This is a genomic window from Bacillus fungorum, assembly GCF_002746455.1.
Lineage (GTDB): Bacteria > Bacillota > Bacilli > Bacillales > Bacillaceae_G > Bacillus_A > Bacillus_A fungorum.
The window spans coordinates 98,156-123,653 of the sequence record NZ_NWUW01000011.1 but is presented as its reverse complement, the minus strand read 5'-3'; the positions used below and the strand labels follow the sequence as shown (position 1 = coordinate 123,653).

Below are 25,498 nucleotides of genomic sequence, written 5' to 3'. Positions count from 1 at the left end.
GTATAAAAAAGAAACACATTTCTTATAATAAGATGTGTTTCTTTTTTTTTATAGGAAAGATAAGGCTTTCACAATGTAAAAATATAATTCTTACGAACAAAAATGTTTTTTAATAAAAAAATGTTCGCTTTTTGGTTGACTTCTTTTTCCGTTTTGGTACAATTATATTGTTTGAATAGATCGTTTGAAAATTGCGGAGGTGCTTTAATAATGTCTTCAGTAGTAGTTGTAGGAACACAATGGGGCGATGAAGGAAAAGGTAAAATCACTGATTTTCTTTCTGAGCATGCGGAAGTAGTTGCAAGATATCAAGGTGGAAATAACGCGGGACACACAATTGTTTTCGGCGGAGTTAAATATAAATTACACTTAATTCCATCGGGTATTTTTTATAAAGAGAAAATTTGTGTAATCGGAAACGGCTTAGTAGTAGATCCGAAAGCATTACTTGAAGAGTTAAAATACTTACACGATCGTGGTGTAAGTACTGATAATTTACGCGTAAGTAACCGTGCGCACGTTATTTTACCTTATCACTTAAAACAAGATGAGTTAGAAGAAGCAAGTAAAGGTGATAACAAAATCGGTACAACGAAAAAGGGTATCGGTCCTGCATATATGGATAAAGCTGCTCGTATTGGTATTCGTATGGCTGATCTTTTAGACCGTGAAGCATTTAAAGAGAAGCTTGAGCGCAATTTAGCACAAAAAAATCGTTTGTTTGAAAAAATGTACGATACAGAAGGTTTCAGTGTAGAAGAAATCTTCGAAGAGTACTTCGAGTACGGACAACAAATCGCACAATATGTATGTGATACGTCTGTTGTATTAAATAATGCACTAGATAACAATCACCGTGTATTATTTGAAGGTGCACAAGGTGTTATGCTTGATATTGACCACGGTACGTACCCGTTCGTTACATCTTCTAACCCGATTGCTGGTGGTGTAACGGTTGGAACTGGAGTTGGTCCTGCGAAAGTTACTCGCGTTGTGGGTGTATGTAAAGCATATACAAGCCGCGTTGGTGATGGTCCATTCCCTACTGAGCTTCATGATGAAATTGGTCACCAAATTCGTGAAGTTGGTCGTGAGTATGGAACGACAACTGGTCGTCCACGCCGCGTAGGTTGGTTCGATAGCGTTGTTGTAAGACATGCACGTCGTGTTAGTGGTTTAACGGATCTATCATTAAATTCTATCGACGTTCTAACAGGTATTCCAACTCTTAAAATTTGTGTTGCTTACAAATACAATGGCGATGTTATCGATGAAGTTCCAGCAAACTTAAACATTTTAGCGAAATGTGAGCCTGTATACGAAGAGCTTCCAGGCTGGACAGAAGATATTACTGGCGTAAAATCATTAGATGAGCTTCCTGAAAACGCACGAAAATACGTAGAACGTGTTTCTGAGTTAACAGGAATTCAATTATCTATGTTCTCAGTTGGACCAGATCGTAACCAAACAAATATCGTTCGTAACGTATACGAAGCTTAATTGATATTTTTAAGAAAAAACTCATGTTCGCATGAGTTTTTTCTTATTCTTTTATAAAAAAACAAAAAAGGTATTGCAAAAAATAAATAAAATATGTTATGATACATCTTGTCGTCACGAAAATATGACGTTGGTGAACATGAGCCATTAGCTCAGTTGGTAGAGCATCTGACTTTTAATCAGAGGGTCGAAGGTTCGAGTCCTTCATGGCTCACCATTTTATTTTTCGTGGCCCGTTGGTCAAGTGGTTAAGACACCGCCCTTTCACGGCGGTAACACGGGTTCGAATCCCGTACGGGTCATGTTTTTTTTATGTTCATTTTTGGTCCCGTGGTGTAGTGGTTAACATGCCTGCCTGTCACGCAGGAGATCGCCGGTTCGACCCCGGTCGGGACCGCCACTTTTGTTTATACCACCATTAGTGGTTTTATATATAGTTTTGGCTCGGTAGCTCAGTCGGTAGAGCAGAGGACTGAAAATCCTCGTGTCGGCGGTTCGATTCCGTCCCGAGCCACTCTCAGGATATTAAGTGGGCCCACTTAATATCCTTTTTATTTGTGTAATTTTACAAAATTGAGTAGTTATTTTAAAATAGAATGAGGAGCCTCTAGCAGTTGAAGCTAGAGGTTTTTCTATAGATCGTATAGGATTCCGTGTAAAAGTGGATCATACATGAGTCTGTGAGAATAGAGGAGAAAATACTTAAACAAAAGATGTGGTCATATATGGATATACTATGTAAACATCAATGTGTTTAAGGATTATTGACCATATTTTTATAAGGAGGAAATAGACGATGATGGGAAAGAAAATTTTAGTAGTTGATGATGAAAAGCCGATTGCGGATATTTTGAAGTTCAACCTAGAAAAAGAAGGTTTTGAAATTGTAATGGCGCATGATGGTGATGAAGCGATTGAAAAGGCGAATGAAGAACAGCCAGATATGGTTTTATTGGATATTATGCTACCGGGTAAGGATGGCTTAGAGGTTTGCCGTGAAATACGTAAAAACTCAGAAATGCCGATTATTATGCTTACAGCGAAGGACTCTGAAATCGATAAAGTATTAGGGCTTGAGCTTGGGGCAGATGATTATGTAACGAAGCCATTTAGTACGAGAGAATTACTTGCTCGCGTGAAGGCGAATTTACGTCGCCATCAACAAGGTGGTGCTGCAGAAAAAGAAGAAAATACGGAAATGGTTATTGGACCAATTGTTATCAATTCAAATGCGTATAGTGTAACGAAACGTGAGGAAAATATTGAACTTACACATCGTGAATTTGAGTTGCTACATTATTTAGCAAAACATTTAGGACAAGTTATGACACGCGAACATTTATTGCAAACAGTTTGGGGTTATGACTATTTTGGAGATGTACGTACAGTGGATGTAACGGTGCGTCGTTTACGTGAAAAAATTGAAGATAATCCAAGTCATCCTACTTTAATTGTCACTAGACGTGGAGTAGGGTATTACTTGCGTGACCCAGAGCAGGAATAGTATATGAAGAAAGTTGGTTTTTTTCAATCTATTCATTTAAAGTTTGTACTCATATATATGCTATTAATATTAATAGCTATGCAGGTTATTGGGGTATATTTCGTAAGAGAGTTAGAAAAGAGCCTTGTACAAGGCTTTAGAGATTCTTTAACGCAGCAAACGAACTTATTATCGTATAACTTGAAGCAAGAGTTTAAAAAAAGTTATACAAAAGCAGAGACAGAGTCAACAGATGAAACGATTAAAACTTCAATTCGAAAATTTGCCTCTGATCGAAAGAAAGATATCCAAGAGGTAAGTGTATTTGATTCGAATAGAAAGCTACTCGCTATTTCAGATGAGTCAAAGCAAAACAAGGTAAATAGAACATCAACTGATATAGCTGTTCAGCGGGTGTTGGTACAAAAAAAGCCAGAAGTGAAAATTGAGAAGGATGGTCGTACAGGGCATCGTGTACAAGTTATGCTTACTCCTATTCTAGATGATAACGGCAAAGATGCACTTGGTGTTATTTACATTGTTGCATCTATGGAAGATGTTTATAAACAGATGAAGGATATTAATCAAATCTTTGCGACTGGAACCGTTATTGCATTGCTCGTAACAGCTGTACTGGGAATTTTGTTAGCTCAAACGATTACAAGACCAATCTCAGATATGCGAAGACAAGCGATTGAAATGGCAAAAGGAAACTATTCAAGAAAAGTAAAAGTGCATAGCCATGATGAAATTGGACAATTAGCATTATCTTTCAATAATTTATCAAAAAAATTACAACAAGCTCGTTCTTCAACGGAAAGTGAAAGACGTAAATTATCATCCGTTTTATCACATATGACAGATGGAGTAATTGCTACTGATCGAAAAGGGGACATTATTTTATTAAATGATCCTGCGGAAAAGATGCTAAATGTTTCGCGTGAAACGGCGCTCGATCAATCTGTTTTAGAAGTATTAGGGATACAAGAAGAATTTACGCTCGATCATTTATACGAAGAGCCTGATTCTGTTTTATTAGATTTTAGTACAAGAAATGAGCCATATATTTTACGCGCTAGTTTCTCTGTTATTCAAAAAGAGACAGGGAAGGCAAATGGTTTAATTGCCGTATTATATGATGTAACTGAGCAGGAGCGTATAGAAAGGGAACGCCGCGAGTTTGTGGCAAACGTTTCCCATGAATTAAGAACGCCATTAACAACAATGCGCAGTTACTTAGAAGCACTTACGGACGGTGCATGGCAAGACCCGAATATTGCACCGCAATTTTTAACAGTTACACAAGAAGAAACAGAAAGAATGATTAGACTTGTAAATGCGTTATTGCAACTATCTAAACTTGATAGTACAGAACATCGTTTAATGAAAGAATGGGTCGACTTTACTGACTTCTTTAATAACATTATTGATCGTTTTGAAATGTCTAAGGAGCAAAACGTAAGTTTCAAACGATCTTTCTCTAAAAAATCTCGATTTATTGATATGGATACGGATAAAATTACACAAGTATTGTATAACATTATTTCGAATGCATTAAAGTATTCACCAGAGGGTGGAACAGTAACATATCGCTTACGTGATCGCGGGGAATTATTAGAGATTAGTGTAAGTGACCAAGGGATGGGTATTCCGAAAGAAAACGTCGATAAAATCTTTGAACGTTTTTATCGCGTAGATAAAGCACGTTCAAGACAAATGGGTGGTACAGGACTTGGATTAGCAATTGCGAAAGAAATGATTGAGGCACATGGTGGCTCGATTTGGGCGAAGAGTGAGGAAGGAAAAGGGACAACTATTTATTTCACATTGCCAATGGCAGCGGATGAAGAGGACGATTGGGAATGAGTATGGAAAATGTTAAAACGATAGTTTTAATTAATTTGGTTGTAATTAGTCTATTTCTTACTTTTAACTTATGGACGTACGTGCCAGATTCCACGTCTATGCAAAACGCAAAGTTTGTGCAGGGGAATGAAGGAACTACTCAAACTAAAATCGCTGATGTTGTCCGCCCTACTTCTATCATCGTGCATAAAGATAAAAATCATTACGGGAGCAAAAGAGAGGGAGATATAGAATCAATCTATAAACCTTTGGAAGCAGGGGAATTACATGCTTTCAAAGAGATATCGATTGCTAAAGCTGATTTCCTTTCTTATGTGCATGGTGAAGGGAAAATTGAGCTTATTTTCCCTACCAACATCCCATTTGATGCAGTTAAATCTATGTTTAGCATGAAAGAAAAAAGTATAGATAAGCCTAAACATTTTAATCGAATTATTCTTGACCCTTCTAGAAGTAGGGAGCAAGAAATTAAAATTAATTTTGTTTCTGATGGTGATAACTCTAGAATATATGAAGCTAAATTAAGTGGTGTATATTTAAAAGACATTGTAAATGCACAAAATCAATTTATAGTATCGGCGAAACCTTATTTTGACTATCAAATTAATGATATGAAAAAGATATTTTTACCAGATGGAACGACAGAATTAAGTAATATAACATATATTTCATCTAATTTAGCGGTTGATACATTTAAGAATGCTCTTTTTAGTGACCCACGTTATTTAAGCCCTATTACCGAAAAATCAAAAGAAATATTTACAGATGGTATTAGGTCCATGGAGATTGAAAACGATCAGCATATGCTAAAATATAAAAACTCTTCTGTTTCAAGTGAGAAAACAACTGATAATTTAATGCTTTTACAAAAAAGCTTTGATTTTGTAAATGGTCATAGTGGGAGTTTGGATTCATATCGTTTGGACTATATGAATAAAGGACAGACAGTATTCCGTTTACATGAAGATGGATATTCCGTATTCAATACAGATGGATTAGCTGAATTGAGACAAATATGGGGATCAGAGGAAGTAATGGAATATGAAAGACCATTATTGTCTTTAAACATGAAAGGTATAGAACAGAAGGTTACTCTTCCATCAGGTCACGTTGTGATAGCATCCTTGGAAAATAATGAAGCTGTAGATAAACGATTCATTAAAGACATTGGTATTGGATACAAATTATTACTAGATGGGCAAGTAGCTCGACTACAGCCAATTTGGTATGTAAAGTTTGAAGATGAAGCTGGCAAACAAAAAATATATGAGTGGAGTGAGGGAGGACTAAATGGATTGGGATCGGATTAAAACTATATTTATTGTGACCTTTTTTGTTTTGGACCTCTTTCTCATTTTTCAATTCATTCAAAAGCAAGATAGTAATCAATTGGAGCTTATTGCAGAAACAAAGATAGATCAGGAATTAAAAGCAAACAAAATTACTATGGATAATTTCCCTAAAGAGCCGAAAAAAGAGTCATTTATTAGGGCGGAAAACAAGGCGTTTAAAGAAGAAGATGTACAGTCTTTAAAAAATCAAACAGCGCGTATACAAAATATGTACAAGATAGAAAGTAAGCTAAAAGAGCCCTTTTTAAATACAAAATCATTATCTAAAGATAAGTATAATGATTTTTTGAAGAACTATGTATTGGATGGACAAAAGTATGAGTTTGGCGCGATGAAAGACTCTAAAATTTATTTCTTCCAAAAATATAAAGATAAGCCTATTTTCTATAACGATCAAGCAATGATTGTTGTGGAATTAAATGAAAAAAATGAACTGGTGTCGTACACGCAGACGATGCTAACTGATTTAAAAGAAATGGGCGAAAGTGAAAAAACGAAACAACAAGAAATTATTACCGCCCAAACGGCTTTAGAAAACCTGTATTTAAAAAATAAAGTTCATGGGAATACACATGTAAAAGAAGCACAAATTGGTTATGCGACCCTTACCGCATCTACTTCTAATAACCAAGTACTCGCTCCAACATGGAATTTAAAAACGGAGCAGAAGCAGGATTTCTTTGTAAATGCAATTGAAGGACAAGTTATGGAATTAGGGGAAAGGGAAAATCAAGTGGTTGATGAACATACTGGAGTGAGAAAGAATGGGTTTGCATTTTAGCGTACTTGCAAGTGGAAGTACAGGGAATATGCTATATGTAGGAACAAATGAAAAAAAATTACTCGTCGATGCGGGTTTAAGTGGTAAAGCAACAGAGGCTTTATTTAAACAGGCAGAACTAAATATAAATGATGTGTCAGGTATTCTTGTCACACATGAACATAGTGACCATATTAAAGGATTAGGTGTATTGGCACGTAAATATGATTTACCTGTTTATGCAAATGAGAAAACATGGAATGCAATGGAACACTTAATAGGAAATATCCCAACTGAGCAAAAGTTCATTTTTTCAGTTGGGGATGTGAAAACATTTGGTGATATTGAGGTCGAGTCATTTGGAGTTTCTCATGATGCGGCAGAGCCGATGTTCTATGCTTTTCATAACAATAATAGAAAGTTAGCCCTTATTACAGATACGGGATACGTAAGTGACCGTATGAAAGGTGTTATTAAGGGGGCTAATGCTTTCGTGTTTGAAAGTAATCATGACGTGGAGATGCTTCGTATGGGACGTTATCCATGGAGTATTAAGCGACGTATTTTAAGTGATGTGGGACACGTTTGTAATGAAGACGCTGCATTAGCAATGGCAGATGTAATTACAGATGAGACTAAACATATTTATTTAGCCCATTTAAGTTTAGATAATAACATGAAAGAACTAGCTCGTATGTCAGTATCACAAGTATTAGAGGAAAAAGGATTTGGAGTGGGAGAAGCCTTTGAAATTCACGATACAGATCCAAAAATGCCTACAAAAATTCAATACGTATAATTCTTCATTTTAGTAAACAATAAAGGTGAATATAGTTGTTTTCAGGAAGATGGGTGAACAAATATGTCCTTTATTGATGAAGAAAGTTATCGTATGAAACGTGCAAGGAAAAAGAAGCATAAAGGTATTGTTATTTCTAGTATAGCAGGAACAATTGTAGGAGCTTCGTTATTTGCATTTGGAGCTCCTTTATTTTCAAATGATGGGCGCGCGCTTCCGCAAGCTGAAGCAAGTGGAAGTAATGTGGCCGAAGCTCAAGGAATTAAACAGATTAGCTTTGTGGATGCTGTTGATCGTGCGTCTGAAGCTGTTGTTGGCGTTATTAATATTCAACGAGATAATTTTTCAGAGGCAGATTCAGAAGCTGGTACAGGATCAGGTGTAATTTATAAGAAGACAGATGGCCAAGCTTATATTGTAACGAATAATCATGTTGTTGCTGGAGCAAATCGCACTGAAGTAAGTTTAAGTGATGGTAAGAAGGTTCCAGGAAAAGTATTAGGAACCGATGTAGTCACAGATTTGGCGGTACTAGAAATAGACGCCAAGCATGTGAAAAAAATAATTGAAATTGGCGATTCTAATACAGTTCGTAGAGGAGAACCAGTTATTGCGATTGGCAACCCACTCGGGCTGCAATTCTCTGGAACTGTCACACAAGGTATTATCTCGGCTAATGAACGTATTGTCCCTGTAGATTTAGATCAAGATGGACATTATGATTGGCAAGTAGAAGTATTGCAAACAGACGCAGCAATTAATCCAGGTAATAGTGGTGGTGCGCTTGTAAATGCAGCAGGTCAATTAATTGGTATTAACTCAATGAAAATTGCTGCAAAAGAAGTAGAAGGAATTGGACTAGCTATTCCAGTTACTAGAGCTGTTCCAATTATGAATGAATTAGAGAAATACGGAAAAGTAAGAAGACCTTATATTGGAATTGAACTTAGATCGTTAAATGAGATTCCAAATTATTATTGGTCAAAAACATTGCATTTACCGGGCAATGTAACAGAGGGAGTTTGCATTTTAGATGTGAAAAGTCCTTCGCCAGGTGCAGATGCTGATTTACGAGAACACGATGTGATTGTAGCAGTAGACGGAAAACCGGTTCGCGATATTATCGGATTCCGTACGGCCTTATATGATAAAAAAATTAATGATAAAATGACTCTTACGTTTTATCGTGGTACAAAAAGAGCAACAACAACGGTTAAACTAGGCATTCAAAAGTATTAAAAACAGGAGGGCCTACCTCCTGTTTTCTATTGTAGAAAAGTGAGGTGAAGAATATGAATTTACCTTGTTGTTTAGAACATGTTGAATTAGCTTTAGATATTATTGTGGATGAGTGTGAAGTTGCGCCGGTTATCAACAATGTGGATAACTCAGAAAAAGATAAAAAAACATGTGAATTTTGTCAAAATAAGGCGACATATGTTGTATCGAACACAGATTCTCACACAATATGTGGGTAACATTTGTGGATATGTGGATAAGTTATGTGGATAACATGTTTGTAAGGTGGGGAATACGTGTGAATATCTCGATTATTTCAATTGGGAAATTAAAAGAAAAATATTTAAAACAAGGTATAGCAGAATACTTAAAACGATTATCTGCATACGCAAAAGTAGAAGTAATTGAATTGCCAGATGAAAAAGCACCAGAAAATTTAAGTGAAGCAGAAATGTTAATTGTAAAAGAAAAAGAAGGTATACGTATACTAGATAAAATTTCTGATGATACGCACGTGATTGCATTAGCAATAGAAGGTAAGCAAAAATCATCAGAAGAATTTGCAGTAAGTCTAGATCGTCTTGCTACATATGGAAAGAGTAAAGTTGCCTTTGTAATTGGTGGATCACTTGGACTAAGTTCAGAAGTAATGAAGCGTTCAAACGAATCGCTTTCTTTTTCGAAGATGACATTACCACATCAATTAATGCGATTAGTATTGCTTGAGCAAGTGTATAGAGCATTTCGTATTAATCGTGGTGAACCGTATCATAAATAGTAATAGTACATTCAAACGGCTACAGATGTGGCCGTTTTCTATATTTCATCATATGTAATAGGAGAACTGTATGAAGCCAAAACAACTACTAAGTTTACATATAGAAAATTTTTTAGTGGATGAACTACAAAGATTGAAGAAGTATTTTATGCAGTAAACGCTTATTTCCTAAAATAAGTATGTTTCTATTTCTAAAAAAGTGTGATGTAATATGAAGAGGAAAAAAGTATAAGTAGTCATAGAAGTGAGGAGTTAAAGGTGAAGAAGTTTAAGAAGTTTTACTTGGAGATTACGAGCGTATGTAATCTTGCGTGCAGCTTTTGTCCGCCGACGGAAAGGCAGAAGCAATTCATTTCTGTGGAGGATTTTGCTAAAAGATTAGACCAAATTAAACCTCACACAGACTACATTTATTTGCACGTGAAGGGTGAGCCGTTGCTTCATCCGAAAATAGATCAACTGTTAGATTTAAGCCATGAAAAAGGTTTTAAAGTTAATATTACAACGAACGGAACGTTAATTAATAAGAGAAGGCATAGACTGTTAAATAAGCCCGCTCTAAGACAAATGAATTTTTCACTGCATAGTTTTGATGGACACCCAGGTTCGCAAGATAAAGAGGGCTATGTAAGAAGTATACTTTCCTTCATTAGAGAAGCGACAAGTCAATCGGATTTAATTGTTTCACTAAGGTTATGGAATTTAACGCAGGATAATAAAACAAATGCTGAAATCCAGAAAAATAGAGAATTATTATCCATTATTGAAAATGAGTTTGATTTATCTTATCAAATTGAAGAGAAGCTTACACCAGGAAAAGGTATAAAAATTGCGGAACGTGTCTTTATTAATCAAGACTATGAATTCCAGTGGCCAGCATTACATGAAGAAGAGGATGATGGAAGAGGATTCTGTCACGGTCTTCGAAATCAAGCTGGAATTTTAGCGAATGGAACGGTTATACCTTGCTGTTTAGATGGTGAGGGAATTATTAACCTTGGGAATATTAATAATGATTCATTTTCTAACATTATAGAAGGTGAAAGAGCAACAAACATTGTCGATGGGTTTTCGAAAAGAGTTGCAGTCGAAGAGCTATGCAGGAAATGTGGATACCGTAAAAGATTTGGAAAGTAAATATGAAATAAGCCCTCATAAAGCGAGGGCTTATTTTTTATTCTTGATAAGAGCGCTCTAATTCATCAATTAAGGCACCGACGTAAGAAACAGCTTTACGGATTGCATCTGGTTTGGACATATCTACTCCGGCGTGTTTCATTAATTCAAGTGGTTTCATCGTACCACCAGCGCGAAGTACATCTAACCAGCGATCAACGGCAGGTTGTCCTTCCTCTTTAATCATGTGGGCTACCGCAGTAGATGCAGTGAGGCCTGCGGAATAGGTGTAAGAATATAAGCCCATATAATAATGAGGTTGACGCATCCAGGTTAAGCCAGCGCCTTCGTCAATTTCTACGGAATCTCCCCAGAATGTAGAAAGTACATTTGTTTTTATTTCAGTTAAAGTTGTAGCTGTAAGTGCTTCTCCTTCTTCTGCTAGGGCATATACTCTTCTTTGATATTCACCCTCAAGTAGATGAGTAACGAAGTTGTGGTAATATGTTCCAAGTAGTTGTAGAATCACCCATCTGCGCATTCTCTTATCATCAGTAGTCGCTAATAAATGCTGGGCTAATAGTAATTCGTTCATTGTAGATGGTGCTTCAACAAAGTACATAGATGGACGTACATTCATAATACGCTGGTTTTTATTTGCTAAATAAAAATGACCAGCATGCCCAAATTCATGGGCTAATGTAAAGCATCCACGCATCGTATTTTGCCATGTAATTAAAATGTATGGATGAGAACCATAGGGGCTTGAACAAAATGCTCCAGTTGATTTGCCAACGTTATCTGCAAGATCGACCCATCTTTCTTTGAATCCTTTTTCGATAATGGAACTATATTCATCCCCGAGTACTTGTAAAGAGTCTTGAATGAGTTTTCCGGCTTCTTCGTAAGTAATCGTTGGATTAAATTCGGGATCTAAAGGTGCATGTAAGTCGCAAAACAGCATTTGATCGATTCCTAATACTTTCTTTTTTAAATCTGCAAAACGGCGCATATGAGGCGCTAATTCGTTATAAATAATATCAAGTTGATTGTTATACATTTCAAGTGGGACTTTTTGTGGTTCTAAAAGCATATGCGTAACAGATTCAAACTTGCGTAAACGAGAAAGTGTTACTTGTTTTTTTACTTCAGTAGCATATGTTGTTGCCACTGTATTTTTATATCGTTTCAAGGTGGAAACAAATGATGAGTATGCTTTTCTACGTATGTCTACGCTTGGAGAAAACTCATATTTGCTCTCAAATAATGCAAATGAGACAGGGAGTTCGTTTCCTTGTTCGTCCTGTATGGAGGTAAAATCCATATCGGCTAATTTAGTCATACCGTAAATTTTGTATGGAGAACTATGTACTTCGCCAAGCGCAGCAAGAGCTTCTTCTGTTTCAGGAGAGAGCGTGTGCGACCTTTTTTGTAGTATGTCTAGTAATGATTTACGGAAAGGTTCAAGCTGTGTTTCTTCAGTTAAATATTTTTCAATTGTACCTTCATCGAATGAGAGGATTTCATTATGAATAAAGGATAGTGCCGTATGTACTTTCGTCCATAAAGCAGCAATTTTGGAAGAGTTCGCTTGAATAACTGGATTTGTACGATCAGTAGATTCTTTTAAATTTGCATAGGAGTATAGTTTTGTTAACTTCATTAAAAGCTCTTCTTCTAAAAGTAGGCAATGTAATAAGGTAGTAGGGCTAGTATGTAATTGTCCTTTAAACGCATCAAGTTTTTTTATATCATCTGTTAATACACGTAATGCAGTTTCCCACTCTTTATCAGATTCGTATAAATCAGAGAGGTCCCATGTTAGTTCAGTAGGAACTTCTGCGCGAATATGGCGTTTCTCAATTACATCTTTCATTTATTATATCCCCCTTATTATAAGTATATAAAAACATGATACTAGAAAATTCAGTTAAATTAAAATATTTAACATTTTCATACATAAAAAGAAGGACAAGCATAAAAATACTTGTCCTTCGAGTTAAATTTAAAAATTAATATACTTTATCACCGTTGAAAATAGAGTTTTTCACGACTACATAATCTACAGTACGAATTGAGTCTAATTTTGTTCCACCAGCGTAAGAGATAGAAGATTGAAGATCTTGTTCCATTTCGATTAAAGTGTCTTCTAAAGAACCTTTATGCTCAACGAACATTTTCTTACCTTCAACGTTTTTCTTCTCGCCTTTTTGGAATTCAGAAGCAGAACCGAAGTACTCTTTATAAAGTTTGCCGTCTTTTTCGATTGTTTCCCCTGGAGACTCTTCATGACCAGCGAATAGAGAACCGATCATAACCATAGTCGCCCCAAATCGAATAGATTTAGCTACGTCGCCGTGTGTACGAATACCACCGTCAGCGATAATTGGCTTACTTGCAGCTTTTGCACACCAGCGAAGTGCAGCTAGTTGCCAACCGCCAGTTCCAAAGCCTGTTTTAATTTTAGTAATACAAACTTTACCAGGTCCAATACCAACTTTTGTTGCGTCAGCACCAGCGTTTTCTAATTCTCTTACCGCTTCTGGAGTTCCAACGTTTCCAGCGATAACGAAGCTTTCTGGTAAATGCTTTTTAATATGTTGAATCATGTTGATCACAGCATTAGAATGTCCGTGCGCGATATCAATCGTGATGTATTCAGGTGTAAGTTGCTCAGCAGCTAATTGTTGTATGAACTCATACTCGTCCTCTTTTACACCAACGCTAATAGAAGCGATTAATCCACGTGATTGCATATCTCTAATGAATGAGATTCGTTTCTCTGGTTGGAAACGATGCATGATATAGAAGTAATTGTTTTCAGCTAAATAAGTTGCAATTCTTTCATCAATAATCGTTTGCATGTTTGCAGGTACGACAGGTAATTTAAATTTATGTTTTCCTAAAGTGACAGTTGTATCACATTCAGAGCGGCTATTTACAATGCATTTTGCAGGAATTAATTGAATGTCTTCATAGTCAAATACGTTTTCCATCATTTACACCCCTAAAATACGAATGTTTTATTCGTTTTGTTTAAAAATGTTCGTCCAAAGGATAATTTACATTATTTTCACTCATAAGTCAAAGGTTTTCATGTTTATATTTAAAAATTGAGTCTATTTAAGTTAATTATAGGTTTTGTTGTCAAAATAATGTTTCAATAAAGAATTTTCTGATATAAAATTATGTGTGGCAAAGAAAAAATTAAATATACAAAATTGGGAGAGATTTTAATGAAGCGATTAATGTATATGGACTGGTTGCGAGTATTAGCGACAATCGCAGTTGTTACAATTCACGTTGCAGCTGGTTATGTTTCCGTTTTAGATGCAAATAACGTTTCACGCTGGATGGCTGGTAATCTATTTGAATCGATTTCACGTGCGAGTGTTCCGATTTTTGTAATGATTAGTGGAGCTTTATTGTTAAAGGGGACAAAAGATATTTCAGTCGGGGAATTTTTACAGAAGCGCGCAAGTAAAGTGATTATACCTTTTGTAGCTTGGAGCGCTATATTTTATGCATATGGAGCATATGCAGGATATTTCCCAGCATCTTTAAAGCAAGGGATCAAGCACTTTTTAACGGATACTATTGGGGGACATTTGTGGTTCTTATACATGATTGTAGGGATATACTTGATTACACCTCTACTGAAAATCTTTGTGAAGAACGCTAAAAAAAGAGAAATAGAATACTTTTTAATTTTATGGCTATATGCATCTGTTGTAGTCAATTTAGCGAAATATTATTATCCTATCAACTTTAATATTGAATTATTTTACGTTACGAATTATGTAGGGTATTTCCTACTTGGTTATTATTTATCTAATTTTGATATTTCAAAAAAATGGAGAAATATTTCTTACATTGGAGGATTTGTAGGATTTATTAGTACATTCTTTATTACTTATTACTATACAGTAAAAGCAAACGGACAGTTAGAGCAGTTTTGGTACGGCTACTTTGCGCCAGGCGTTGTACTGATGGCAATTGGATTATTTGTATTTTTCAAATATGCTTTCCAAAATTCAGAACGAGAATTACCGTTCTTATTACGTTTTATAAATCAAGCAAGCCTTGGAATCTATATTCTTCACTTCTTCTTATTAAATAACTCATTGTACATGGTTTTCCCTAAAGTAAATGAGCGTGTACATGCAATATTGGCAATACCTATTAATGTAACGATTACAATTGTTTTTAGTATGGTAATCACGTTAGTATTGCAAAGAATACCAGTTGTGAAAAAACTAGTTCCGTAAAAAATGAATATGGTATAGATAGGGCAGACTTATTATTAAGGCTGCCCTTTACTATTTTAAAATTATACTTAAATAAATTTAAGTTGAAACGAATTAAAAACAGTGGATTAATATAGTATCTTACTATAGTCTAAAGTGAGACATGAAGAACACAATTAGTTAAATATAAAATCAAATGAGGTTAACATATGAGTAAAAAAAGCTTTAGTAATTATGCATTAAGTAAAGAAATAATACGAGCACTTACTGGTTTAGGGTATGAGCATCCAACAGAAGTGCAAGGAGAGGTTATCCCAGTTGCATTGCAAAAGAAGGACCTTGTTGTAAAGTCGCAAACGGGAAGCGGAAAAACGGCTTCGTTCGGTATACCACTTTGTGAAATGGTAGAGTGGGAAGAGAATAAACCACAAGCATTAGTTTTAACACCGACGAGGGAACTTGCTGTTCAAGTAAAAGAAGATATTACAAATATAGGGCGATTCAAAAGAATTAAAGCTGCTGCAATTTATGGTAAATCTCCATTTGCACGTCAAAAATTAGAGTTAAAGCAAAAGACACATATTGTAGTAGGGACTCCAGGACGTGTGTTGGATCATATTGAAAAAGGGACCCTTTCTTTAGATCTGTTAAAATATTTAGTAATTGATGAAGCAGATGAAATGTTAAACATGGGCTTTATCGATCAAGTAGAGGCAATTATCGATGAATTACCTACAAACAGAATGACAATGCTATTTTCAGCAACACTACCGGAAGATGTTGAAAGGTTATCACGTACATATATGAATGCACCAACTCATATTGAAATTAAGGCAGCCGGGATTACAACAGATAAAATTGAACATACCCTTTTTGAAGTAAGGGAAGAAGAGAAGCTTTCACTCCTTAAAGACGTAACCATGATTGAAAATCCAGACAGTTGCATTATTTTTTGTCGTACACAAGAAAACGTAGACCATGTGTATAGACAGTTAAAACGAGTTAATTATCCTTGTGACAAAATACACGGTGGTATGGTACAGGAAGATCGTTTTGAAGTTATGGATGATTTCAGAAAAGGAAAGTTCCGTTATTTAGTAGCAACGGATGTAGCTGCGAGAGGGATTGATATTGATAATATTACACATGTTATTAATTACGATATTCCATTAGAAAAAGAAAGTTATGTACACCGTACAGGAAGAACGGGACGAGCTGGGAATAGCGGAAAAGCCATTACATTTATAACGCCGTATGAAAATAGATTTTTAGAAGAGATTGAGGCGTACATTGGTTTTGCAATTCCTAAGGCACACGCACCTTCAAAAGAGGACGTTATGAAAGGGAAAGCTGTATTTGAAGAGAAAATACACGCTAAACCAATTATAAAGAAAGATAAAAATGCGGATATAAATAAAGGAATTATGAAACTGTACTTTAATGGCGGGAAGAAAAAGAAAATTAGGGCGGTGGATTTCGTCGGTACCATTGCTAAAATTCAAGGTGTTTCCGCTGAAGATATAGGTATTATTACAATACAAGATAATGTTTCGTATGTTGAAATATTAAACGGAAAAGGACCGCTCGTTTTAAAGGTCATGAAAAATACAACGATAAAAGGTAAGCAATTGAAAGTCCATGAGGCAAATAAGTAAATAAAAAACTATCCACCTTAATAGGTGGATAGTTTTTTATTTAAGATTCTTTTAAGTCATCGACTAACTTTTCTGCTAAACGTCTATACATATTACTCATATTCACTAAGGAGTTTAGTAATAGAAACTTTTCTAGTTTTGGATCTTCTAAGGAAGAAATCTCACTTACTTCTGAAACACGGTTATTTACGTCTTGTTTAAAGCTTTCGACGTTGTTTTCGGTAAGAGTAAGATAATCTTTATATAGCGTATTTAATTCGAATGAATTATCGCTTAATAAGGATTCATTTATATTTTCTAAGGAGCTTTTTATGTCATTAATAGAAAGGACCCCTTTTAATTGATAAATTAAGCTGATTAAAATCATATGATCTTTTGAGTATTTTTTATTTTTGATTGGAATAAACAATTTCCCTTTTGCATAATTGTTAATCATTGTTTTTGTTAATACTTTTTCATCATCGGTTCTTGTTGTATCCCCATAAGTATTTTCAAATAGTTGGACAACCTGGTCTACATACAAGTCGACATTTGGAATATCCTCAAGCGTAATATTTTTTTCTAAATGTAATGTTTCAAGTAATTTATTTATATTTTCCACGTAGAACCCCTCACTTTTATAACTTAGTGGAGCATAATGTTTAGTTTATCTCTAAATATGGTATTACGAAACAAATGAATTGTAAATGTTGACCTCTAATAATAATGTGTATATAATTACATGTAGTTATCAAAACTACATGTAATTATATGAGGGGTGTTTATATGAATGCGTATATAAGAGAACCAGTTAATGCTTTTACCCATTTGGGAGGAGCTGTATTATCATTTATTGCATTATTAGCTATGCTTGTAAAAGTTTCTGTTAAGATGCCATCTTTTGCGTCAATTACAGCTGTTATTTTGTTTGGTATCGGAATGATGGTTCTGTATACAGCATCAGCTGTATATCATAGTGTTGTAGCCAGTGAACGTGTTATTTATTTCTTTAGGAAGCTTGATCACTCTATGATTTTTATATTGATTGCAGGTACATATGCACCATTTTGTTTAATTACATTACATTCCGCAAACGGTTTATTATTATTTTGTTTAGTTTATGCAACTGCCATTTGTGGTATTGTTTTTAAAATGTTTTGGTTTAGTTGCCCCAGATGGTTATCAACAGCAATTTATATTACGATGGGCTGGTTAATTGTTCTATTCTTTGCACCGTTAGCAGCTAACTTAAGTGTAGGAGGTATGGTGCTCCTAGTGTTTGGAGGTATTCTTTATACAATAGGTGGATTTATTTATGGAACAAAGCTAAAATGGTTAGAGTTTAAATATATGGGGCATCATGAAATTTTTCATGTTTTCGTGTTATTGGGAAGTCTTGCCCACTTTTTAAGTGTATATTATTACGTAATTTAATAATGTGAAACTTCCAAGTGATTGTTATGTTTCTTGATTAATAAAAAAATATATAGACACATATGTATGTTGAAGAGTTGCATAACGTAAACGTTATGTGGCTCTTTTTTGTATAAAAAATAACCGAAAATTTTTTAGAATTATCAGTCTCTTTGTGATAGGATAGATGTGTATTAAGGTATAAAATTTTATAATTAATAATTAGTGGGGGACTATATATATGGCGATACTTATAACAGGTGGAGCAGGATATATTGGTAGTCATACGTGTATAGAATTATTAAATAATAATTATAAAATTATAGTCGTAGATAATCTTTCAAATAGTTCAATAGAGTCTCTAAACCGAGTAGAAGAAATAACAGGAAAACAATTTAAATTTTATAAAGAAAGTGTTTTAAATCGTGAAAAAATGAATGAGATTTTTTTGAAACATAACATTGAAGCGGTCATACATTTTGCTGGATTTAAAGCAGTGGGGGAATCGACTACAATTCCGCTTACATATTATTATAACAATATAATAAGTACAATCATACTATGTGATGTGATGCAGAAACACAATGTTAAAAAATTTATTTTTAGTTCATCTGCAACTGTATATGGAATTCCAAAAACATCACCAATTACAGAAGAATTTCCGTTGAGTGTGACAAATCCATATGGGCAAACAAAATTAATGATTGAGCAAATTATGCGTGATGTAGCAAAAGCGGATGATGAATGGAGTATTGCGTTACTACGTTATTTCAATCCATTTGGAGCGCATAAAAGTGGTCGTATTGGAGAAGATCCAAATGGGATTCCGAATAATTTAATGCCATATGTAACGCAGGTAGCGGTAGGTAAGTTAAAGGAGCTAAATATATTCGGAAACGATTATCCAACAAAAGATGGGACGGGTGTCCGTGATTATATTCACGTTGTTGACCTTGCAAAAGGACATGTAAAGGCACTTGAGAAAGTACTTGAGACGGAAGGAATCGAGGCATATAACCTTGGCACAGGTAAAGGGTATAGTGTATTGGAGATGGTAAAGGCTTTTGAGAAGGTTTCGGGTAAAAAAATACCTTATAAGGTGATAGGGCGCCGTCCTGGTGATGTAGCAATATGTTTTGCTGATGTATCTAAAGCGAAACGAGAATTAGGATGGGAAGCTGAATATGGGTTAGAAGAGATGTGTGTAGATTCTTGGAGATGGCAGGTAAATAATAAAAATGGCTATCAAATGATTTAGGGTAGTTACTAAAGTATTCTTTTATAGGATACTTTATTTTTATTGTATGTATATAATGAATTCTGTGTTTTATGATGTTACCTGAGGTCAGTAATATGCATCTAAATTTACAATGTTTATTACTGCTGAAACTGTTGTAGGATCTCTTGTTAATACACCTGTTGAATGAATAATAGATTCATTTGGATAATGAGGAGGTATATATATCAAACCTTTCTAATTTAATATGATTGTACAATATTTTATACAGATCATTGATAGAATGAGATAGGGAAAATGCATCATTCTATTAATTTTTTCTAGAAATAAAAAATGTAATATTGAAGAGTATTCTAATACTTGTATCATTGTTAAAGTGCGTTTATAATCAAATAATCCTATTAGCTTTTAATTGAGTTATGCATTATTGAAAGCGTTTTTACCATGTGATACATTTCGATTGACATGATTACTGTATGGCATGTATTGAAGGGGTTTTTTATTGGTTTTTAAGGTAGGAAGTCTGACTTATTTTCGAAAAAACTTTGTATGTAGTTGTAAATAAGAAGGAGAATAAGAAATAATATAATTTTTACAAGATGGGGAGGGTACAGTGTGAAAATGTAAGGTTTTCACATGAGGATATATGGGTTACGTAGGATTATTACTTTCGGGTGCAGCTTTATTTTTAAACAGTCTTGTTATATTAGGAAAAGCAGAGATGAAAAGTGCGGGTGTTTTTAATTTATTTGTAGGTGCACTGCAAATTATTATTCCATTCTATTTGATCATGATTTCTGACCAAAGCAATTGGACAGTTTATTCATATGCAGCTACTTTCTTATTTGGATTAACCTATTTATATGTAGGTGTTACCTTTATAAAAGGAATGGATAGTAGCGGTCTAGGGTGGTTTTGTATTTGGGTAGCAATTATTGCTTTATTCTATATGGTTGTTTCATTTGTTCAATTCCACGATGTTGTGAATGCGTTAACGTGGTTTATGTGGGCATTACTGTGGTATTTATTCTTTGTATTAAATACACAAAAAAAGAATATCAATCAATATCTTGGAAGGATTGCCTTCGTACAATCATGGGTAACATTGACATTGCCTTCACTCTTTTATTTTATGGGAGTATGGGGAGAGGGATTCGTATATGAACTATGGGTTTATGTATCAGTAATTTCTATTTTATACTTCTGTTATTGTATTTATAAATATCGAGTACGTTAATATATGTTCTGTAGAAAAGCATGGAATCGTTAAACGAATTCCGTGCTTTTTATATATGAGCATTTATAATAGAGAGGTAGTATTTTACATTTTATCAAAATGGGGATGATGAAGTTGAAAAAAGTATTGGTGCTAGGGGGAACAAGATTTTTTGGTAAACATTTAGTAGAAGCGCTTTTGCATGATGGACACGATGTAACGATTGCGACGAGAGGAATTACAGAAGATTCTTTCGGAAGTACAGTAAAAAGACTGATTGTAGATAGAGAAGACGAAAAACAACTAGCAGAGCGTCTAGAAGATAAAAGTTATGATATTGTATACGATAATTTATGTTATAGCTCGAATGCAGCGAAGTTAATATGTGAAGTGTTACGAGGAAAAACGAAGAAATACGTTATGACATCTTCAATGGCTGTTTACGAGCCAGAAATAGGCTTGTTAGAAGAGAACTTTAATCCGCATGAGTATGCCATTACGTATGGGGATAGGAAGGATTTTAATTATAGTGAAGGCAAGCGATTAGCCGAAGCGGTTTTATTTCAACAAGCAACATTCCCTGTTGTTGCAGTGCGTTTTCCAGTTGTTATTGGAGAAAACGATTATACGAAAAGGTTACAATTTTACGTTGAACATATTGCGGGGCAAGAGCCTGTCGCGGTGAAGCATTTAGATGGAGAGTTGTCATTTATACATGAGAAAGAAGCAGGAGAATTTTTAGCTTGGTGCGGGATGAAGGACATAGAAGGGCCAATTAATGCTTGTAGCAACGGAGTAGTTTCTACTAGAGAAATGATTCATTTCATAGAAGAAAACATGGGAATAAAAGCACTCGTTCAAGAGGTAGGAAATAATGTAGCGCCTTATAATAAAGTGATTAATTGTACATTACATAATGGAAAAGCTAGTGAATTAGGATTCCCGTTCCGAGAGTTGAAAATAGAGATAGAACAAGTATTACGTTATTACATACATGCAATGAAATAATCATAAATCCCCCGGTGGCAATCCGGGGGATTCTGGAGGATTTCGACAATACTAATTTTACATTACCAAACTTACCTTATACGCACGACTAATGTTTTTGTGATTGAATTGCTTGTAAATACTTTTCATTTACCTGGTCCCAGTTCACTGTATGCCACCAATTGGTAACAAATTCTGGACGCCGATTTTGATACTTTAAATAATAGGCGTGTTCCCATACATCGATGACGAGTAATGGAATCTTACCTTCTTGCAGAGGTGTATCTTGATTTGGTGTACTCATAACAGAAAGTTTTTCACCGTCAAGAACAAGCCACCCATATCCACTACCAAAACGACTAATAGCTGCTTTGGACAGCCGATCTTTTAAGTTGTCAAAGGTATTGAAATAATAATCAATGACTTTTGCAACGTCTCCATTAGGCTCACCGCCACCTCGTGGGCTCATTACTTCCCAAAAAAGACTATGACAATAATGTCCACCACCGTTATTTCTGACAGCTGTAACAATTTCCTTTGGTAAAGTATCTAAATTACATAGTAACTCTTCTAAAGATTTATTATGTAATTCCGTATAATTTTCTAAAGTAGCATTTAAATTGTTTACGTATGTCGCATGGTGCTTTCCATGATGAATAGAAAGCGTGTTGCTATCGATATACGGCTCTAGTTCATCATAGTCATATGAAAGCTTTGGTAATTGAAATGAAGACATAACATTACCTCCTTTCTTTTTAAAAGTTGGTCAAGGTAAAAATAATTTACCTGAGTCAAAAATACACCTATTTTTCATGTAAGTCAATAGTAATCCTTTTAATTTTCTGAAAAATATTACAATAAAAGTAACACTTTCACTTTCATTTGTGACTCTTATCCTTTTTGCTTATACTGTAAAGTAGTAACGTTTTGTTGAGATAGAAGGAGATCGTTTATGAGTAAAACGAAACAATTAATAGAGGAAGCAAGTCATTTTATTACGATTTGCTATAAAGAGCTTAATAAAGAACAATTCATAGAAGAGCGTGTGAAAGAAATTCAAGTTGAGATAGAGAAGACGGGGACGTATGAGCATACATTTGAAGAACTTGTTCATGGATCGCGCATGGCATGGCGCAATAGTAATCGATGTATTGGAAGACTATTTTGGAGTAAGATGCACATATTAGATGCACGTGAAGTAAATGATGAGGAAGGTGTATATAATGCATTAATTCATCATATTAAATATGCAACGAACGACGGAAAAGTGAAACCGACAATTACAATTTTTAAGCAATATCAAGGTAAAGAAAATAATATACGAATTTATAATCACCAATTGATTCGATATGCAGGATATAAAACAGAAATGGGAGTGATTGGTGACTCTCATTCCGCCGCATTTACAGATTTTTGTCAGGAACTTGGCTGGCAAGGAGAAGGTACGAATTTCGATGTATTACCACTTGTATTTTCTGTTGATGGAAAAGAACCTGTATATAAAGAAATTCCTAAAAAAGAAGTGAAAGAAGTACCAATTGAACACCCAGAATACCCGATTTCATCACTTGGAGCAAAATGGTATGGAGTACCGATGATTTCAGATATGCGATTAGAAATTGGTGGCATTTCCTATACAGCTGCCCCGTTCAATGGATGGTATATGGGAACGGAGATTGGGGCGCGTAATTTAGCGGATCATGATCGTTACAATTTACTGCCAGCCGTTGCGGAGATGATGGATTTAGATACATCGAGAAACGGTACTTTATGGAAAGATAAGGCATTAATTGAATTAAACGTGGCTGTGTTACATTCCTTTAAAAAACAAGGAGTTAGTATTGTTGATCACCACACTGCTGCACAACAATTTCAGCAATTTGAGAAGCAAGAAGCTGCTTGTGGTCGTGTTGTAACGGGCAATTGGGTGTGGCTCATTCCACCGTTATCTCCAGCTACCACTCATATTTATCATAAACCGTATCCGAATGAAATTTTGAAGCCGAATTTCTTTCATAAATAGTTAGTAATATAGAGTTATCAATCGTGAAATTTAAATTTTTTTAATTCCTGTTAGATAGCAGTTTTGCAGCGATTCTTTTATACATGGGTGAGGGAAGTATGAATGCGTTGCAATCATTCATCGTCGTAACAGCTGTCACAGTATCAATTCTGTTATTCCCAATGCTATGGCTAGCACCTAAAGTTGCAGGGGAATTAGCATTAAAACAAGGTATTGTAAGAGAAGAAGATAAAACTTCCTTCTTGTTCCAAAAAGCTAGTAAATCAAAATAAAGAATAAACAAATTGTATGTTTTATTTATATAAAAAGAGGAAGCATTTCATTTGAGATGCTTCCTCTTTTCTATTTATCCAACTACTCTTCCTGAAGGGGATAGTACTTGAACAAACATTTCGTATAGTTTTAATCTATTCTAATACTTTATCTTTTGTCTCTGGGACACATAATAGCATTGTAACTAAACCGATTGGATAGATAATAAAGATGAGAGATAGTGCTCCCATTATATTACCACCTGCAGCGAGTAAACCGATAATAACAGGTCCAAATCCAGCTAAACCACGTCCTGTACCGAAAATAAAATTTTCTGCTGTAGAACGAGCTTCAGCAGGATAGTTTTCAGCTAAAATTGCTCCGAATCCTCCCATCATGCCATTTGCAAAGAATCCAAGCAATGCACTTCCCCATAATAATAGTGTTGAATCTGTGAATAAGAAGAAGTAAATGAGACAGTATATAGTACCACCGACATAATAGATTGTAAAAGTTTTACGACGACCAATTTTATCGGCTAGAATACCAAAAGTTGCAATTCCAATTAGCATGCCGATTGTAGAGATGAACATCCAACCGCTCGCTTTTGCTAATGTATAGTTATATTTATTCGCTAAAATAGTTGGCATCCATGTGAAAATCCCATAATATCCGAAGTTCTGGATGAATGACATAATAATAAGACCAATTGTCGTTATCGTTACTTTTTTATTTGCAAATAACTTTCGAAGTGGGAACTTTTTCATTTGCTTTAGTTGCTCTGCCTCAGTAGTTGTTAAAGTACCTTCAACTTCTTTTTGTAACAATTCTTTTTTATATCGTTGTTTTTGTTCCCATATTTTCGGCTCACTTAAACTTTTGCGGACATAAACAGCTAATAAAGCGGGAATGAGTCCAAATAAGAAAACAGCTCTCCATCCAAAATGTGGGACGATAAATGCTGGAAGGAGTGAAGCGACTAATACGCCAAATTGCCATCCAAGTGCAACAACTGATGTCGCCTTAGCACGCATTTCTTTAGACCATGTTTCAGTTACGATGGCCATTCCAATCCCGAATTCACCACCAACTCCCATTCCAACTAAAAAGCGAAGAATTAATAATTGCCAATAATCTGTTGCGAAATAAATGAGTGCTGTCGCTAGTGAAAATAGTAAGATTGTGAAGGCCATCGTACGAATACGCCCAAATAAATCAGCAATAAATCCAAATAAATAAGACCCGATTAGCATTCCTATTGTGGTGGCTAATGTTAAGTTTCCACCTTCAACAGGGCTTAAATGAAATTCCTTTAAAATGTAGACGAGTACGAAAGATAAGAGTAACATATCTAAACCTTCCGCTGCATATCCTAGCGCAGAACCAAATAATGTTTTATATCTTTTCTCTTTCGTCTCCTCTATTGTTGATTGTACATCAGTAGTGACGTTCATTATTACTCCTCCTTATTTTTTTCTACAGTCGCTATGGAAGAATAACAAAAGGCCTTCTCACCAGATATGATGAGAAGGCCAAAAAAGCATACGTATCCCCAAAAAAGACCATACGTATAGTATATTCCGACTTCCTTCTCAA

At 35.0% G+C, this 25,498-nt stretch carries 22 protein-coding genes, 4 tRNA genes and 1 pseudogene; 22 read left to right on the top strand and 5 right to left on the bottom strand.

Translation table 11 applies throughout. The features are described 5' to 3' along the window. The first annotated feature begins 210 nt into the window (after positions 1–210). The 14 genes from CO726_RS17110 to CO726_RS17045 all read left to right on the top strand — a co-directional run bounded on the left by CO726_RS17110 (position 211) and on the right by CO726_RS17045 (position 10,914). Positions 211–1,500 carry an adenylosuccinate synthase gene (locus CO726_RS17110; protein ID WP_098759615.1) on the top strand — a complete coding sequence of 430 codons (1,290 nt, stop codon included), beginning with the start codon at positions 211–213 and terminating at the stop codon, positions 1,498–1,500. Between the two features lie 141 nt (positions 1,501–1,641). Beyond that, positions 1,642–1,717 (top strand) — tRNA-Lys (locus tag CO726_RS17105). A 13-nt stretch (positions 1,718–1,730) separates the two neighbouring features. Next, positions 1,731–1,802 (top strand) — tRNA-Glu (locus tag CO726_RS17100). Between the two features lie 22 nt (positions 1,803–1,824). Continuing rightward, positions 1,825–1,900, top strand: a tRNA-Asp gene (locus CO726_RS17095). A 41-nt stretch (positions 1,901–1,941) separates the two neighbouring features. Continuing rightward, a tRNA-Phe gene (locus CO726_RS17090) sits at positions 1,942–2,014 on the top strand. A gap of 282 nt (positions 2,015–2,296) precedes the next feature. Beyond that, on the top strand, positions 2,297–3,004 hold the full coding sequence (gene walR, locus CO726_RS17085; RefSeq protein ID WP_098760981.1) for a cell wall metabolism DNA-binding response regulator WalR: 708 nt from the start codon (positions 2,297–2,299) through the stop codon (positions 3,002–3,004). A gap of 3 nt (positions 3,005–3,007) precedes the next feature. Further along, complete coding sequence (walK, locus tag CO726_RS17080) at positions 3,008–4,849, top strand: cell wall metabolism sensor histidine kinase WalK (protein ID WP_098760982.1); 1,842 nt, start codon at positions 3,008–3,010, stop codon at positions 4,847–4,849. Next, on the top strand, positions 4,846–6,159 hold the full coding sequence (locus CO726_RS17075) for a YycH family regulatory protein (protein WP_098760983.1): 1,314 nt from the start codon (positions 4,846–4,848) through the stop codon (positions 6,157–6,159). The genes walK and CO726_RS17075 overlap by 4 nt, the downstream gene beginning before the upstream one ends. Further along, the gene (locus tag CO726_RS17070; protein WP_098760984.1) at positions 6,140–6,982 is read left to right on the top strand and encodes a two-component system regulatory protein YycI; all 843 of its coding nucleotides are present in this window, start codon (positions 6,140–6,142) and stop codon (positions 6,980–6,982) included. The genes CO726_RS17075 and CO726_RS17070 overlap by 20 nt, the downstream gene beginning before the upstream one ends. Then, positions 6,966–7,760 carry an MBL fold metallo-hydrolase gene (locus tag CO726_RS17065; RefSeq protein WP_098760985.1) on the top strand — a complete coding sequence of 265 codons (795 nt, stop codon included), beginning with the start codon at positions 6,966–6,968 and terminating at the stop codon, positions 7,758–7,760. Before CO726_RS17070 ends, CO726_RS17065 begins: the two co-directional genes overlap by 17 nt. 63 nt (positions 7,761–7,823) lie before the next feature. Next, the gene (locus CO726_RS17060; protein WP_099685040.1) at positions 7,824–8,999 is read left to right on the top strand and encodes a S1C family serine protease; all 1,176 of its coding nucleotides are present in this window, start codon (positions 7,824–7,826) and stop codon (positions 8,997–8,999) included. A gap of 53 nt (positions 9,000–9,052) precedes the next feature. Further along, positions 9,053–9,238: a CxxH/CxxC protein gene (locus CO726_RS17055; protein ID WP_098760987.1), complete on the top strand. Its 186-nt coding sequence runs from the start codon at positions 9,053–9,055 to the stop codon at positions 9,236–9,238. Between the two features lie 59 nt (positions 9,239–9,297). Next, positions 9,298–9,777: a 23S rRNA (pseudouridine(1915)-N(3))-methyltransferase RlmH gene (rlmH, locus tag CO726_RS17050; RefSeq protein WP_001027003.1), complete on the top strand. Its 480-nt coding sequence runs from the start codon at positions 9,298–9,300 to the stop codon at positions 9,775–9,777. A gap of 258 nt (positions 9,778–10,035) precedes the next feature. Continuing rightward, on the top strand, positions 10,036–10,914 hold the full coding sequence (locus CO726_RS17045; RefSeq protein ID WP_098759000.1) for a radical SAM/SPASM domain-containing protein: 879 nt from the start codon (positions 10,036–10,038) through the stop codon (positions 10,912–10,914). Positions 10,915–10,951: 37 nt separating this feature from the next. Here the strand turns inward: CO726_RS17045 and pepF are convergent, their stop codons facing one another. Continuing rightward, positions 10,952–12,769 (bottom strand): oligoendopeptidase F, encoded by a 1,818-nt coding sequence (gene pepF, locus CO726_RS17040; RefSeq protein ID WP_099685039.1) that lies wholly within the window; start codon positions 12,767–12,769, stop codon positions 10,952–10,954. A 136-nt stretch (positions 12,770–12,905) separates the two neighbouring features. Next, positions 12,906–13,889: a GMP reductase gene (guaC, locus tag CO726_RS17035; RefSeq protein ID WP_098577431.1), complete on the bottom strand. Its 984-nt coding sequence runs from the start codon at positions 13,887–13,889 to the stop codon at positions 12,906–12,908. A 240-nt stretch (positions 13,890–14,129) separates the two neighbouring features. Between guaC and CO726_RS17030 the strand changes: the two genes are divergently transcribed. Both CO726_RS17030 and dbpA read left to right on the top strand, forming a co-directional pair. Further along, positions 14,130–15,161 (top strand): acyltransferase, encoded by a 1,032-nt coding sequence (locus tag CO726_RS17030; RefSeq protein ID WP_099685038.1) that lies wholly within the window; start codon positions 14,130–14,132, stop codon positions 15,159–15,161. A gap of 188 nt (positions 15,162–15,349) precedes the next feature. Beyond that, positions 15,350–16,795 carry an ATP-dependent RNA helicase DbpA gene (dbpA, locus tag CO726_RS17025; protein ID WP_099685037.1) on the top strand — a complete coding sequence of 482 codons (1,446 nt, stop codon included), beginning with the start codon at positions 15,350–15,352 and terminating at the stop codon, positions 16,793–16,795. A gap of 40 nt (positions 16,796–16,835) precedes the next feature. On the opposite strand, the gene CO726_RS17020 is transcribed toward dbpA, so the two are convergent. After that, positions 16,836–17,396 carry a DUF1836 domain-containing protein gene (locus CO726_RS17020; protein WP_098759005.1) on the bottom strand — a complete coding sequence of 187 codons (561 nt, stop codon included), beginning with the start codon at positions 17,394–17,396 and terminating at the stop codon, positions 16,836–16,838. A 164-nt stretch (positions 17,397–17,560) separates the two neighbouring features. On the opposite strand from CO726_RS17020, the gene trhA reads away from it, so the two are divergent. The 4 genes from trhA (at position 17,561) to CO726_RS17000 (ending at position 21,648) form a co-directional block, all read left to right on the top strand. Next, positions 17,561–18,208, top strand: a complete 648-nt coding sequence (gene trhA / locus CO726_RS17015) for a PAQR family membrane homeostasis protein TrhA (RefSeq protein ID WP_099685036.1) — start codon at positions 17,561–17,563, stop codon at positions 18,206–18,208. Between the two features lie 220 nt (positions 18,209–18,428). Further along, the gene (gene galE / locus CO726_RS17010) at positions 18,429–19,445 is read left to right on the top strand and encodes a UDP-glucose 4-epimerase GalE (protein ID WP_099685035.1); all 1,017 of its coding nucleotides are present in this window, start codon (positions 18,429–18,431) and stop codon (positions 19,443–19,445) included. Between the two features lie 625 nt (positions 19,446–20,070). Next, positions 20,071–20,661 carry an AmiS/UreI family transporter gene (locus CO726_RS17005; protein WP_000542569.1) on the top strand — a complete coding sequence of 197 codons (591 nt, stop codon included), beginning with the start codon at positions 20,071–20,073 and terminating at the stop codon, positions 20,659–20,661. A gap of 99 nt (positions 20,662–20,760) precedes the next feature. After that, positions 20,761–21,648, top strand: coding sequence for an NAD-dependent epimerase/dehydratase family protein (locus tag CO726_RS17000; protein WP_136699694.1), 888 nt, complete (start codon positions 20,761–20,763; stop codon positions 21,646–21,648). A gap of 88 nt (positions 21,649–21,736) precedes the next feature. Here CO726_RS17000 and sodA read toward each other — a convergent pair whose 3' ends face one another. After that, entirely contained in the window at positions 21,737–22,363 is a 627-nt protein-coding gene (gene sodA / locus CO726_RS16995) for a superoxide dismutase [Mn] (protein ID WP_099685034.1), read from the bottom strand. 216 nt (positions 22,364–22,579) lie between these two features. On the opposite strand from sodA, the gene CO726_RS16985 reads away from it, so the two are divergent. Both CO726_RS16985 and CO726_RS16980 read left to right on the top strand, forming a co-directional pair. Then, complete coding sequence (locus tag CO726_RS16985) at positions 22,580–23,650, top strand: nitric oxide synthase oxygenase (protein ID WP_099685033.1); 1,071 nt, start codon at positions 22,580–22,582, stop codon at positions 23,648–23,650. 62 nt (positions 23,651–23,712) lie between these two features. Next, positions 23,713–23,922, top strand: a pseudogene (locus CO726_RS16980) (BCCT family transporter); the annotation flags it as partial. A 135-nt stretch (positions 23,923–24,057) separates the two neighbouring features. Here CO726_RS16980 and CO726_RS16975 read toward each other — a convergent pair. Further along, on the bottom strand, positions 24,058–25,356 hold the full coding sequence (locus CO726_RS16975; RefSeq protein WP_099685032.1) for an MFS transporter: 1,299 nt from the start codon (positions 25,354–25,356) through the stop codon (positions 24,058–24,060). Positions 25,357–25,498: the final 142 nt, after the last annotated feature.